A 13,293-nucleotide genomic window follows, 5' to 3' on the forward strand; every position below is an offset into this window, starting at 1 on the left:
TAAATGTCGCGAAGTTTGTGCGAATCTACCGTTTGTCCCGTCATTTCCCTTCTGGTCAATAAATGTTCGACCACACTGATGCGCGCCCTTGCAGCGCGCACGCATTTTCAGTCCCGACGGTGCAGCAGTTCATACACCGCAGGGATAACAAACAGAGAAAGCAACGGTGCGGTAACCATCCCACCAATCATCGGAGCCGCGATGCGACTCATCACTTCCGAGCCACTGCCTCCCCCCCACATAATTGGCAATAATCCCGCCATGATCGTAGCCACCGTCATCACTTTTGGCCGTACGCGTAACACAGCACCTTCATGTATCGCCCGGCGAAGCATAGCGTGCCCGCCATCGGGATCGTTTTTGCGGTACTTATCCAGCGCATGATTTAAATAGAGCACCATGATGACACCAAATTCTGCCGCTACCCCCGCAAGTGCAATAAAGCCTACCGCTCCCGCAACCGACAAGTTATAGCCCAGTAACCACAATAGCCAGACGCCGCCTATCAGCGAAAAAGGTAGAGTCCCCATGATGAGTAACGCGTCAGAGATGCGCCGGAACGTAATGAACAGCAAAACGAAAATAATCAGCAACGTCACGGGCAAAACAATTTTCAGTTTCGCACTCGCACGCTCCAGGTATTCGAACTGCCCGGACCAGGAGAGCGTCACCCCTTGCGGCAGCTTCACCTGTTCAGCCACGCGTTGCTGCATCTCATCTACCGCTGATTTTAAATCCCGCCCACGTAAATCCACATATATCCAGTTTGATAAGCGGGCGTTTTCGCTCTTCAGCATCGGTGGGCCTTCGCTCACCACAATGTCAGCCAACTCACCCAGTGCAATCTGACTGCCATTTTCGGTGATAACCGGGAGGGTACGCAGATCATCCACATTTTCACGCAGCTCACGTGGATAACGAATATTGACAGGAAAACGTTCACGTCCTTGCAAAACTTCACCCACGTTTTCGCCGCCCACCAGCGTTGACACCAGCGACTGCAACTCTTTGACCGACACCCCATAGCGCGCCGCCTGCTGCCGGTTAATATTGATATCCACATAACGTCCGCCCGACAGACGCTCAGCGAGTGCAGACGTGACGCCCGGTACGGTTTTCACCACCTGTTCAATTTGCTGCGCCACGCGTTCAATGTCGGCAATGTTATTCCCGTTCACTTTAATGCCGACCGGGCTCTTAATCCCTGTCGCCAGCATGTCCAGCCGGTTACGAATCGGCGGCACCCACACATTAGCGATGCCAGGAATATTCACGGTTTTATCCAGCTCATCCACCAACTTATCTGGCGTCATACCGGGCCGCCACTGGTCACGAGGTTTAAACCGAATGGTGGTTTCGAGCATAGTGAGTGGCGCAGGATCCGTCGCACTCTCTGCCCTTCCTGCCTTACCGAACACGCTCTCTACTTCCGGTACGGTTTTGATCAACCGGTCGGTTTGCTGGAGCAGTCGCCCTGCTTCTCGCGCTGAAATGCCGGGTAACGTTGATGGCATATACAGCAGGTCGCCTTCATTAAGCGGCGGCATGAATTCGCTACCCAAACGACTCAACGGCCACAACGTTACGAGCAACAGTACAAACGCCAGCGCCAGCGTCGCTTTTGGCCAACTCAGCACACGCTCCAGTACGGGTTCATACAGGCGAATAAGAAAGCGGTTAATGGGGTTCGCTTTCTCATCGGGAATTTTTCCACGGATAAACAAGCCCATCAGTACCGGCACCAGGGTGATCCCCAGTCCAGCAGCAACGGCCATCGCCCAGGTTTTGGTAAACGCCAGCGGCGAGAACATGCGTCCTTCCTGCGCCTCAAGCGAAAACACGGGAATGAACGACAGTGTGATGATAAGCAGGCTGCAGAACAGCGCCGGGCCGACTTCCACCGCCGCCTGTTCCGACAAGCGCCAGTAATCACCGGAGACCAGTTGACGACCGGGGTTATCATGCCGCCACTGCTCAATCACTTTGTGCATATTTTCGATCATCACGATCGCCGCATCCACCATCGCGCCTATCGCAATCGCAATCCCGCCCAACGACATGATGTTGGCGTTGATCCCCTGGTAGTGCATCACAATAAATGCACCAAGGATCCCCAGCGGCAGCGAGACGATGGCCACCAGCGCCGAGCGGAAGTGGAACAAGAACAGCGTACACACCAACGCCACCACGATGAACTCTTCAATGAGCTTATGAGTCAAGGTTTCAACCGCATGTTCAATGAGCGTTGAGCGATCGTAAACCGGCACGATCTCTACCCCGGCGGGCAACGTTTTCTGAACTGCCTGTAATTTCTCTTTCACCGCGTGAATGGTTTGCAGCGCATTCTTACCGTAGCGCATGACAATAATACCGCCGGCCACTTCCCCTTCACCGTTGTACTCCGCTACCCCACGGCGTAACTCAGGGCCAAGACGTACGCTGGCGACATCCGAGAGCATCACTGGCACACCGTCACGGCTGGTGATGACCACATGACGGAAATCGTCGAGCGTCTGAAGATACCCGGTAGTACGTACCATGAACTCGGCTTCCCCCATCTCCAGTAGTGCACCACCACTCTCCTGATTGGCGGACTGTACGGCGGTAATCAGTTGTTCATGAGTGACATTCAGCGCCCGGAGTTTTGCCGGATCGGGCAGGATCTGGTACTGACGCACCATCCCGCCTACACTTGCGACCTCCGCTACATTGGGCACGGTTTTCAGCTCAAACTTAAGCGTCCAGTCCTGCAACGCACGCAAATCGGCAAGGTTGTGCTTGCCGCTACGGTCAATCAGCGCATATTCATAAATCCACCCGACACCGGTAGCATCCGGCCCCAGCGCCACATTAACGCCCGTCGGCAGGGACGACTGGATCTGGCTAAGATTTTCCAGCACCCGCGAGCGCGCCCAGTAGAGATCCGTATCGTCATCAAACAGAACATACACATAGGCGTCACCAAACATGGAATAACCACGTACCGTTTTTGCCCCCGGCACGGAAAGCATCGCGGTTGTCAGTGGATAGGTCACCTGGTTTTCGATGATCTGTGGTGCTTTACCCGGATAGCTGGCGCGAATGATCACCTGCACATCCGACAGATCCGGCAAGGCATCCAGTGGAGCGCGCTGTACAGACCAGATACCCCATCCCGTCAGCACAAGCGCGGCAAGCAATATCAGCAGACGGTTACGCAACGAGGCGCGAATAATGGCGGCAATCATTTCATCGCCCCCTCGTTCGCCATCAGATGGGTAATTACCGCACCGTTTTCGTCATCAAGGGTGAAGCTGAACATCACCGACTGACCGACTTTAATCTCCGGTTGCGGCTGTGTGAGCGTGAAATCCATGGTCATCGCCCCCCAGTTCAACGCCACAATGGGCTGATGCGCCAGCGTGACGGACTCCCCGTCAATGGCTTCCACCACACCGACGCTCTCATATTGTTGGGCTTTTTTTGCCACCGGCGCGTCAGGCAATGCGCTACGCAGACTAGCCTCGGAGTCAATCAGGAATTGGCCGGAGGTCACCACATCATCCCCTTCTTTCAACCCGGAAAGGACTTCCGTCCAACCCTGCGCTGTTCTGCCTGGTGTGACATTAGCGGCCTGGAAGTGCCCCTCCCCGGATGCCAGCAGCACTCTGGTAGCCGTACCGGTGGCAATCAGTGCCTCTTCAGGTATCGCCAGCACCGCAGGCTGTTTTGCCGCTTCCGGCTGAGTGACCGTCAGAAACATGCCCGGTTTCAGTTTTTGCTGCGGATTTTCCAGCACAATACGCGCCTTGAGCGTCCGGGTAGTGGTTTCCATTTGTGGCAACAACTCACTCACCCGCCCCATGAACTGCCCACCTGGCCAGCTTGCTGAAGTGGCGATTATCTCGCTGCCGACCGTTAAGGTTTGCGCCTGGGTCTGCGGGTAATCCACTACCAGCCAGACAGGGTCAAGGCTTGCCAGTTCGAACAGCGTTTGAGTCGCAGCGACCTGCGCCCCCTCGCGGGAATCCAGCTTAACCACATACCCGGCCCGCTCCGCACGTAAGGTCAGGCGGGTCTGCGGTTTCCCGCTGCGCTCCACCGCCTGAATAATCGACTCGGGCATAAATTGCAGTGCCAGCCTGTCGCGGGCGGCACGCGTCAGGGCGGTATCGCCAAGCTGACGCACCGCCAGATACTCCTGCTGAGCCGTGGTCCATTGCGGGATCCACAACTGCGCCAGCGCCTCGCCTTTTTTCACCCACTGCTGTGGCGCGCGGACAAACAGCTTTTCAACCACCCCGGACGCCGGAGAAGGCACCGTCTGTATGCCACGCTCATCCGTCGTGACGGTGGCGAACGCAGAAAACGCAGAGGCCAGCACGCGTTTTTCCACCTTTGCGGTGGTCATCCCCAGATTCTGTTGCTGCCGCGGGCTAACGGTGACGCCCGCATTATCCGGCCCTTCGTCGGCGTAGCGCGGCACAAGCGGCATGTCCATAAACGGCGATTTACCGGGTTTATCGAAACGTTGCCCAGGTACCATGGGGTCATACCAATAGAGGACCTTTCGCTCCGCGTCCGGCGTTCCGGCAGTATCACCCGCAGGTGTCACATGCAGCCGTCCCAGGCCGTAGCCCGCAGATGCCGCCAGCCCGGCGGCAATCAATATTGCGATAATCGTCTTATTCATTGCACCAGCTCCTGGGGGATCAACCACTGAATGGCGGCCCAGCTCCGGGCCATCTCTTTTTCTGCCTGTATGACGGAGAGTTCGCTGTCCAATACGGTTCGACGTGCTTCCAGCAGTTCAGGCAACTGGCTTTGACCGCTGCGATACTGAGCCGCCATCAGCGATGCCCGCTGACGCACCAGAGGTAAAACCTCGTCCTTCTGACGTGACCACAGCGCCTGAGCGGCGTTGTACTGCGCGATGAGCGATTGCACCTGTGCCACGTGCTCACGCTCGATAAGCGCCAGCTGATCGTTTGCCTGCATCGTGCGGGAAACGTCAGCTGCGTGATCTTTATCCTGACGCTTTGCGGTAAACAGAGGTAAATCGACGGTCACCATGACACCTGCCATATCCTCGTATCCTTCAGCGCGACGGCCGTACCAGACTTCCACCTCCACATCCGGAATAGCGGCAATTGCTGACTGGGCCGAACGCGCTTTGGCGCTGTTAGCTTCACTGGTCGCCACCACCATTTCCGGGTGCTGCATCACCCCACTTTCCAGGGTGTGCTCATCAGCAGGCAGACGTTCATAACGAGGAAGGGAACCACTGACAGCCGTCACTGTTTGTCCAGTCAGTTGCGTTAACCGTGCCTGAGCCAGCTGCACATCACGTTCGGCCAGGGTGACTTTGTCGCGCATGCCGCTAAGTCCTATCTGAAACGCGAGGACGCTGTCAGGTGCCGCATTACCCGCGCCAACGCTGGCCTTTTGTGCACCCTGCTGAGCGCGGGTTTCGGCCAACCGCTTGCGGGCGGTTTGCAGCGCACGCGTAGACAGCGCGAGATCCAGCCAGGCCTGAGCGGCGTCACGCTGGAGCGTTGCACGGGTGACGGCAGATTTGGCATTCACGCTTTGCGCTTCTGCCAGTAGCGTGTCGGCTTTTCGCTCGCGCTTTTCCGCGCTGACGTATTGCTGCATGACCCCTATCCGCTGCATGGTCATGCCTTCGCGGGTGAAACGGCGGTCATTGCTGCCCTGCACCGGCAGGTTTTCAATACCAAATTTCAGCTTCGGGTCGGGGAGTTGTCGGGCGGACTCCGCCATCGCATCCAGCGCATGGGCTTCATTGCGACGGGCAGACAGCTCGGCAGAATAATGTTCCGTGGCGGCAAGGGTTTGTATCAGAGTGAATGACTCCGCCTGCGCGGCGGAGCACATCAGACCCAACACAACCCCACTCAGCCGCAAGCTAAGTGAGAATCGTTTCATCATTTCCCCGACTAAATTTGAAGTGTCAGAGAGACAATCTGGTAGCCGCTGTCGGTCTGGCTAAAGGTAAAACTGACCTTTTCGCCCACCTTCAGTTCAGGCAATCCGGCACCTTGTGGCAGAACAAACTGCATGGTCATCGGGGGCCAGTTGAGGTCAGGGATAGCCGGGTGAGAAATGGAAACGGATTGTGGGGTGACTTTTTTGATGACACCCTGAGAACGGTAAACCGGTGCCTGCATCGCCGCATGTTGCGACATGTCATGATGCATGCTGTGGTTCATTTCAGCCGCCTGAACGGCAAAGACGGAAAGCAGTGCCAGCACGACGGCCAGCGAACAACGAAGGTAAGAACGCATAGTAGAACTCCTGTTAATCGTAAAAGAATGAAATTTCAACGAATTAACAGGTTTCTACTCTCTGAATCGGCAAAAGCGGATCGTGGCCGGTGGGCCAATAGCAGGCGGGGTTAATGCCCACCCTTGCTGTGCGGTATCAACACAAACGGGTTTCACGACGGCGAGGGTTATACTGACGGGCAACGCCACGAGCGACTGATGCCCGGTCTCTTTTTGCGCGACATCCGGGATACAGTGTTTGTCACACAGAGGAGCCTTCATCGCATGAACGGGAGGTTGCATCGCGCTGTCGGACACCACATTGCCGGTCATCATGTGATCGTAATGCTGCGTCATCACCGTCGCGCCCTGCATATCAAGGTCACAATCGTGTGAAGCAATCGCCACCTGGCTCTGGATCAACAGCCAGCCAAACGCCATCAGCAACATCATAAGATGCCGCTTCATGGCGCGCAGTCGACTTACCCAGCCAGTATGCATAATTACCCAATAATGAATACGGAGACCGGGTGAGTATAGACATTCGGATTTTTATTTTTAAAGGCTTTTTTAATTAATTTACGCGGTGAATGAAACGATAACCTAACAAACGAATGTTATTAACTTTTCATTTTCTTTTTTGTATTTAATTCAGTCACATTAAAGCAAGAACATCGGCAACGGATTTCCGTTAATTTGCATCCACATGTCAAATTTTCACCTTTATATTCTTAAAACGATCCTTCCTTGATTTTAATCATCTACTCTCAGGCCGTTCTTCGGCACATTGCGTTTTTTCGTTTTTCCCGCAGCCGTTTTATCTGACCTTCACCCTGGGATCCAGAACATTATGTTAACGTTTATTGAACTTTTCATTGGCGTGGCCGTTATTGTCGGCGTCGCACGCTATATCATCAAAGGATATTCAGCGACTGGCGTGCTGTTTGTGGGTGGCCTGACGCTGCTCATCATCAGCGCGATCATGGGGCATAAAGTCCTGCCAGGTAGCGCCACCAGCACTGGTTACACCGCGACAGACATTGTTGAGTACGTGAAAATTCTGCTGATGAGCCGCGGCGGCGATCTTGGCATGATGATCATGATGCTCTGCGGGTTTGCGGCCTATATGACGCACATTGGCGCAAATGACATGGTCGTCAAGCTGGCCTCCCGCCCGCTGCGCTTTATTAACTCGCCTTATTTGCTGATGATTGCCGCCTATTTTGTGGCGTGTCTGATGTCATTGGCGGTCTCTTCTGCTACCGGGCTCGGCGTATTATTAATGGCTACCCTGTTCCCGGTGATGGTCAACGTGGGTATTAGTCGTGGGGCCGCCGCTGCTATTTGTGCCTCCCCGGCCGCGATTATTTTATCCCCCACCTCTGGTGACGTGGTGCTGGCCGCTAAAGCCGCAGAAATGCCGCTGGTAGACTTTGCCTTTAAAACCACCCTGCCGATTTCTATCGCTGCCATTATCGCGATGGCGATTGCTCACTATTTCTGGCAGCGCTATCTGGATAAAAAAGAGAATATCACCGCTGAAATTCTCGACGTGAAAGACATCACCACCAAAGCCCCGGCGTTTTATGCCATTCTGCCGTTCACCCCCATCATCGGTGTACTGATTTTTGATGGTAAATGGGGCCCGGAACTGCACATTATCACCATTCTGGTTATTTGTATGCTGCTGGCGGCGGTGCTGGAGTTCTTCCGTGGCTTTAACACCCAAAATGTCTTCTCAGGTCTTGAAGTGGCTTACCGTGGGATGGCTGATGCGTTTGCGGGCGTGGTGATGCTATTGGTTGCAGCCGGGGTCTTTGCCCAAGGCCTGAGCACCATCGGCTTTATCCAGAGTCTGATCTCCATCGCCACCTCTTTTGGCTCAGCCAGTATAATTTTGATGCTAGTGCTGGTTATCCTCACCATGCTGGCGGCAATGACCACCGGTTCAGGCAACGCACCGTTTTATGCGTTTGTAGAGATGATCCCGAAACTGGCACATGAGTCAGCGATCAATCCGGCTTACCTGTCGATTCCGATGCTGCAGGCATCCAACCTCGGTCGTACTATCTCTCCGGTCTCCGGTGTCGTGGTTGCTGTCGCGGGGATGGCAAATATTTCTCCGTTTGAAGTGGTAAAACGCACATCCGTACCCGTGCTGGTTGGCCTGATAGTCGTCATCATTGCCACCGAAATTCTGGTACCGGGCGCGGCGATACGTTAAGTACTGCACTGCTCTGTAAGCAAAAAGCGCCTGTCCGGCGCTTTTTGTGCTTTAATAACTCCCAGAAATTATCTCACCGCAAGTATCAGGACTATCAATGTTAAGAAAGGGTCTCGTCGCCAGCCTCAGTGTCGCTGTGGCGATCCTCTCATACCTGCCTGCTCACGCCGATCCGCTTGTTGCTCAAAATTACAGCGATTTCGACAGCTATGTGCTGGCACTCTCATGGCAGACCGGGTTTTGCCAGAGCCAGCACGATCGGGGTAGCAGAGAGCCGGATGAGTGCCGTTTGCAAAAAGAGCCTGCGCAGAAAAGTGATTATCTGACCGTGCATGGCCTGTGGCCCAGCCTGCCAAAATCCATCGCTGCTCGCGGCGTTGATAATAATCGCTGGATGCGCTACGGATGTGCCAGCCGCCCTGTCCCTAATATGCCGGAAGCAAAAGCCAGCCGTAAATGTGCGGCAGGTGAAACCGGGCTATCACTGGAAATGGCGAACAAACTCAATGCCGTGATGCCAGGTGCAGGCGGTACATCCTGCCTGGAACGCTATGAATATGCTAAGCACGGCGTCTGCTTTGGCTTTGACCCGGATGCCTGGTTTGGCGTCATGGTGCGCATGAACCAGGAAGTGAAGCAGAGTCCATTGGGTGCGTTTCTGGCAGACAACTACGGTAAGCGCGTCAACCGCCGTGATTTTGATGCCGCTGTGGCGAAATCGTGGGGCGACAACAGCATCAAATCCGTTAAGCTGAGCTGCAGTGGAAACCCAGCTTATCTCACCGAACTGCAGTTTAATCTTGATGCCGCGACGATTAACGCCCCACTTTCTACACAGAGTTTTCGTCCACAACCTCATCCGGGCAACTGCGGCGATACGTTTGTCATCGACAGCCAGGGCTACTGACGTTTTATTGTCGGGAAGTTAACCATAAACCCGGCAAATGTGAGCTTAGTCACTTCAAACTTGTCCCCAGTCTCAGTATCATCGGATCTGCTAAACCCTCGCTGCCCGACGGCGAGGGTTTTTCTTTGGATCAATCAGGCGGTACGCCGCTTATGACATGGAGCAAGAGATGTCCAGACCTGCCATCATCATCAACGAACTCGACGCTGAGCGCATTGACCGTCTGCTGGAAAAACCGGCCTACGCGAATTTGCCCGTTGCCCAGGCGTTAAATACAGAGCTGGATCGTGCGCAAATGTGTACTCCTGAGGCCATGCCAGCCAATGTGGTGACCATGAACAGTACCGTCACGTTTCGCGACCTGAAAAGCGGTGAAACACGGACTCGTACGCTGGTCTACCCCACAAACATGACCGATAGCGCTAACCAGCTTTCTGTTCTGGCGCCCGTTGGCGCTGCCCTGCTGGGTTTACGCGTCGGCGATAGCATTCACTGGGAATTGCCAGGCGGCACTGCAACCGATCTCGAAGTGTTAGAACTTGTCTATCAACCTGAAGCAGCTGGCGAATACCGCCTCTAAATCCTCCCCGCTCAGGTTTACAGAGGATGCTCCCGCATCCTCTTGCTTTCACTATTTCATCCAAATGTCGCATTTCTTTGCGGCTGCTTTGATCCTAACCTTGTAAACAGGATATTGCTCCGGGTTAGTCTATGAACGAGATAGTCCTCGTCACGCTTATTTATATCGTCATCGTGGCGATCATTGTCGCAGCGGTGCTTTTCCTTGAACGTCACTGGTAGCCTCTCCTCCCACGCGTCATCCCCCAATTCTTGCATTGGCGAATTATCGAGTTAGTGAATAATTGCCAACCACTTAGCAAAATTAATCTGCCGTTTATGCTGCAATACACAGGACATAACCCACAGGGAGACGCGTTTATGTACCAGACAATTATTATGCCGGTCGATGTATTTGAAATGGAGTTAAGTGACAAAGCCGTGCGACACGCCGAGTTCCTCGCGCAGGAGACAGGCATCATTCATTTGCTGCACGTCCTGCCAGCCTCAGCCAGTTTAAGCCTGCACCGCTTTGCCGCCGATATTCGCCGTTTTGAAGAGCATCTGCAGGCCGAAGCACAAACGAGGCTGGATACGATGGTCAGCCATTTCTCCATTAATCCTGAGCGCATCAGGATTCATGTCCGTTTAGGCAGCGTGAGAGACGTGGTCAATGAAATGGCCGAAGAGCTGAAGGCCGATATGGTGGTGATTGGCTCGCGCAACCCGTCCATTTCTACCCACTTACTGGGCTCGAATGCCTCAAGCGTAGTGCGACACGCGCACATTCCGGTTCTGGTTGTGCGGTAAAAAAAAGAGGCTGCCTTAGGCAGCCTCTTGATTATTGCAGGTGTAGTCTTACTTTCTTTTTATGCAGTTTTAGTGCGAATCAGGTAGTCGAATGCGCTCAGAGAGGCTTTCGCACCTTCGCCAGTGGCGATAATAATTTGTTTGTACGGCACGGTGGTGCAGTCACCGGCTGCGAACACACCTTTGACGCTGGTTTCGCATTTCGCATCAATGATGATTTCGCCCATACGGTTGCGCTCGATCGCGCCTTCCAGCCAGGTGGTATTCGGCAGTAAACCAATCTGCACGAAAATACCGGCCAGCGCGATGTGGTGCACGTCACCGCTCACACGATCACGATACTCCAGACCGGTCAGCTTGCTGCCATCACCTTTCACTTCCGTGGTTTGCGCATTCAAAATAATGTCGACGTTGCCAAGGCTGCGTACTTTATCCTGCAAAACCTGGTCAGCCTTCATCTCTGGAGCAAATTCCAGCAGCGTCACGTGTTCGACGATGCCTGCCAGATCTATAGCCGCTTCCACGCCGGAGTTGCCACCGCCAATCACGGCCACGCGTTTACCTTTAAACAACGGACCATCGCAGTGCGGGCAGTAGGTCACGCCTTTGGTACGATACTGATCTTCGCCCGGCACGTTCATATTGCGCCATTTGGCCCCGGTCGCAATGATGATGCTGCGTGCTTTCAGCACCGCACCCGACGCGGTTTCAATCTGATGCAAACCGCCTTCTACCGCTGCCGGTGTCAGTTTGGTCGCGCTCTGCGAATCAATCACATCCACATCATATTCAGAGACGTGAGCTTTCAGCGCACCCGCCAGTTTCTGACCTTCTGTTTTCGGCACAGAGATGTAGTTTTCGATGTCCACGGTGTCGAGCACCTGACCACCAAAACGCTCACCCATCAGGCCAGTGCGAATACCTTTACGCGCAGAGTACACTGCTGCTGCCGCACCGGACGGACCGGAACCAACAATCAGCACATCATAGGCATCACGCTTATTCAGCTCTTCGGCAGCACGTTTTTCTGCACCGGTATCGATTTTGGCAACGATTTCAGCCAGCGTCATACGCCCCTGACCGAACTCTTTACCGTTGACGAATACCGCCGGAACACCCATCACATTACGATCGGTGATTTCGTTCTGGTAAGTGCCGCCATCAATCGCTGTGTGCTTAATACGCGGGTTCAACACTGCCATCAGGTTAAACGCCTGTACCACGTCCGGGCAGTTGTGGCAGGTCAACGAGTAATAGGTTTCAAACTCAAAATCACCGTCGATATCGCGAATCTGTTCCAGCAGCGCTTGCGCTTCTTTGGACGGGTGACCACCGGTCCACAGCAGAGCGAGAACCAGTGAGGTAAATTCGTGACCCAGCGGTGAGCCTGCAAAACGCGGGCCCTGGTTTGAACCTGGGTTAGTAATGAGGAACGATGGCTTGCGCACGGCAAGCGTGTTGTCTTCTTTGAAAGAGACTTTATCTGACAGTTCAGCAATCTCAGCCAACAGTTCCTTGATTTCTGCCGATCTGGCGCTGTCATCCAGCGTGGCAATCAGCTCAACAGGTTTAGTCAGTTTCTCAAGGTAAGCCTTGAGCTGCGTTTTCATGTTTGTGTCGAGCATTTTCAATCTCCTGGGCTTAAAACATCATCATGCAAGCTGCCTTATTACGGCGGCTTCAATGCAACTTGAATCATGGTGCGCGGGATAAAAATCGGGTGCAAAACTGCACCCGATATCAGACGTCAATTTCCGAGTATCTCGCGTCAGAGCAAGGTGGCTAACCTGAGAGTCCCCGGGAGCTTACATCAGTAAGTGACCGGGGCGAGCAGGTGACGCCAACGCCGCTATGGCACGAAAGGCGACGGAAATTTTAGATTTTGCCGACCAGGTCCAGGGAAGGAGCCAGAGTCGCATCGCCTTCTTTCCACTTAGCCGGGCATACTTCGCCTGGGTGGGAAGCAACGTACTGTGCTGCTTTGATTTTACGCAGCAGGTCAGATGCATCACGGCCGATACCTTCAGCGGTAACTTCGATAGCCTGGATGATACCCTGCGGGTCAACAATGAAGGTGCCACGGTCAGCCAGGCCTTCGTCTTCACGCATGATTTCAAAGTTACGGGTCAGGGCGCCAGTCGGGTCGCCAATCATCGCGTATTTGATTTTAGCGATGGTGTCAGAGCTACCGTGCCATGCTTTGTGAGTAAAGTGGGTATCAGTAGAAACGGAGTAAACGTCTACGCCCAGTTTCTGCAGTTCTGCATGATGGTCAGCAACGTCGCCCAGTTCAGTCGGGCATACGAAAGTGAAGTCAGCCGGGTAGAAGAAGAACACGCTCCAGCGTCCTTCGGTATCTTTCTCAGTAACTTCTACGAACTCACCGTTTTTGAACGCCTGGTTTTTAAAAGGTTTGATTTTAGTGTTGATTAAAGACATCTGTACTTCCTCCGTGTTTTCGTTGAGGTGTAAGTTAACGAAATTTTTCCGACCCGGCTAATGCGTTTGCATTATCAAATCAATAAGCGTTA

The 13,293-nt window shown here is 54.0% G+C and carries 12 protein-coding genes; 5 read left to right on the forward strand and 7 right to left on the reverse strand.

Features of this window, described 5'->3' with window-relative positions; genetic code table 11:
- Window positions 1–107: 107 nt before the first annotated feature.
- Genes AC5JPW_RS07725 through AC5JPW_RS07745 form a run of 5 tightly spaced genes read right to left on the reverse strand, consistent with a single transcriptional unit; the run spans window position 108 to window position 6,764 of the window.
- Complete coding sequence (locus AC5JPW_RS07725; RefSeq protein WP_494239332.1) at window positions 108–3,227, reverse strand: efflux RND transporter permease subunit; 3,120 nt, start codon at window positions 3,225–3,227, stop codon at window positions 108–110.
- Complete coding sequence (locus tag AC5JPW_RS07730) at window positions 3,224–4,672, reverse strand: efflux RND transporter periplasmic adaptor subunit (protein WP_494239334.1); 1,449 nt, start codon at window positions 4,670–4,672, stop codon at window positions 3,224–3,226. Before AC5JPW_RS07730 ends, AC5JPW_RS07725 begins: the two co-directional genes overlap by 4 nt.
- A complete protein-coding gene (locus AC5JPW_RS07735) occupies window positions 4,669–5,925 on the reverse strand; it encodes a TolC family protein (protein ID WP_494241162.1) in 1,257 nt (418 codons plus the stop codon). Before AC5JPW_RS07735 ends, AC5JPW_RS07730 begins: the two co-directional genes overlap by 4 nt.
- 11 nt (window positions 5,926–5,936) lie before the next feature.
- Window positions 5,937–6,284: a copper-binding protein gene (locus tag AC5JPW_RS07740; RefSeq protein ID WP_494239335.1), complete on the reverse strand. Its 348-nt coding sequence runs from the start codon at window positions 6,282–6,284 to the stop codon at window positions 5,937–5,939.
- 54 nt (window positions 6,285–6,338) lie between these two features.
- Complete coding sequence (locus AC5JPW_RS07745; RefSeq protein ID WP_494239336.1) at window positions 6,339–6,764, reverse strand: DUF2946 domain-containing protein; 426 nt, start codon at window positions 6,762–6,764, stop codon at window positions 6,339–6,341.
- A 349-nt stretch (window positions 6,765–7,113) separates the two neighbouring features.
- Here AC5JPW_RS07745 and dcuC point away from each other — a divergent pair, with 349 nt between their 5' ends.
- The 5 genes from dcuC (at window position 7,114) to uspG (ending at window position 10,762) form a co-directional block, all read left to right on the forward strand.
- On the forward strand, window positions 7,114–8,487 hold the full coding sequence (dcuC, locus tag AC5JPW_RS07750) for an anaerobic C4-dicarboxylate transporter DcuC (RefSeq protein WP_494239338.1): 1,374 nt from the start codon (window positions 7,114–7,116) through the stop codon (window positions 8,485–8,487).
- Between the two features lie 97 nt (window positions 8,488–8,584).
- On the forward strand, window positions 8,585–9,394 hold the full coding sequence (gene rna, locus AC5JPW_RS07755) for a ribonuclease I (protein WP_494239340.1): 810 nt from the start codon (window positions 8,585–8,587) through the stop codon (window positions 9,392–9,394).
- Window positions 9,395–9,563: 169 nt separating this feature from the next.
- The gene (gene rnk, locus AC5JPW_RS07760) at window positions 9,564–9,974 is read left to right on the forward strand and encodes a nucleoside diphosphate kinase regulator (RefSeq protein WP_494239341.1); all 411 of its coding nucleotides are present in this window, start codon (window positions 9,564–9,566) and stop codon (window positions 9,972–9,974) included.
- Between the two features lie 131 nt (window positions 9,975–10,105).
- Window positions 10,106–10,195 carry a small membrane protein YldA gene (yldA, locus tag AC5JPW_RS07765; protein ID WP_494239343.1) on the forward strand — a complete coding sequence of 30 codons (90 nt, stop codon included), beginning with the start codon at window positions 10,106–10,108 and terminating at the stop codon, window positions 10,193–10,195.
- 138 nt (window positions 10,196–10,333) lie between these two features.
- Window positions 10,334–10,762: a universal stress protein UspG gene (uspG, locus tag AC5JPW_RS07770; RefSeq protein WP_494239344.1), complete on the forward strand. Its 429-nt coding sequence runs from the start codon at window positions 10,334–10,336 to the stop codon at window positions 10,760–10,762.
- Window positions 10,763–10,821: 59 nt separating this feature from the next.
- Here uspG and ahpF read toward each other — a convergent pair whose 3' ends face one another.
- Together ahpF and ahpC are read right to left on the reverse strand one after the other, a co-directional pair.
- The gene (ahpF, locus tag AC5JPW_RS07775) at window positions 10,822–12,387 is read right to left on the reverse strand and encodes an alkyl hydroperoxide reductase subunit F (protein WP_494239345.1); all 1,566 of its coding nucleotides are present in this window, start codon (window positions 12,385–12,387) and stop codon (window positions 10,822–10,824) included.
- A 250-nt stretch (window positions 12,388–12,637) separates the two neighbouring features.
- Entirely contained in the window at window positions 12,638–13,201 is a 564-nt protein-coding gene (ahpC, locus tag AC5JPW_RS07780; protein WP_494239346.1) for an alkyl hydroperoxide reductase subunit C, read from the reverse strand.
- Window positions 13,202–13,293 lie beyond the last annotated feature (92 nt).

The organism is Phytobacter sp. (genome assembly GCF_059074235.1).

Coding starts and splice junctions, on each gene's coding strand:
- AC5JPW_RS07730 (WP_494239334.1), bottom strand. CDS start 4,672: ATGAATAAGACGATTATCGCAATATTGATTGCCGCCGGGCTGGCGGCA.
- AC5JPW_RS07740 (WP_494239335.1), bottom strand. CDS start 6,284: ATGCGTTCTTACCTTCGTTGTTCGCTGGCCGTCGTGCTGGCACTGCTT.
- AC5JPW_RS07735 (WP_494241162.1), bottom strand. CDS start 5,925: ATGAAACGATTCTCACTTAGCTTGCGGCTGAGTGGGGTTGTGTTGGGT.
- rna (WP_494239340.1), top strand. CDS start 8,585: ATGTTAAGAAAGGGTCTCGTCGCCAGCCTCAGTGTCGCTGTGGCGATC.
- ahpC (WP_494239346.1), bottom strand. CDS start 13,201: ATGTCTTTAATCAACACTAAAATCAAACCTTTTAAAAACCAGGCGTTC.
- uspG (WP_494239344.1), top strand. CDS start 10,334: ATGTACCAGACAATTATTATGCCGGTCGATGTATTTGAAATGGAGTTA.
- rnk (WP_494239341.1), top strand. CDS start 9,564: ATGTCCAGACCTGCCATCATCATCAACGAACTCGACGCTGAGCGCATT.
- yldA (WP_494239343.1), top strand. CDS start 10,106: ATGAACGAGATAGTCCTCGTCACGCTTATTTATATCGTCATCGTGGCG.
- dcuC (WP_494239338.1), top strand. CDS start 7,114: ATGTTAACGTTTATTGAACTTTTCATTGGCGTGGCCGTTATTGTCGGC.
- AC5JPW_RS07745 (WP_494239336.1), bottom strand. CDS start 6,764: ATGCATACTGGCTGGGTAAGTCGACTGCGCGCCATGAAGCGGCATCTT.
- ahpF (WP_494239345.1), bottom strand. CDS start 12,387: ATGCTCGACACAAACATGAAAACGCAGCTCAAGGCTTACCTTGAGAAA.
- AC5JPW_RS07725 (WP_494239332.1), bottom strand. CDS start 3,227: ATGATTGCCGCCATTATTCGCGCCTCGTTGCGTAACCGTCTGCTGATA.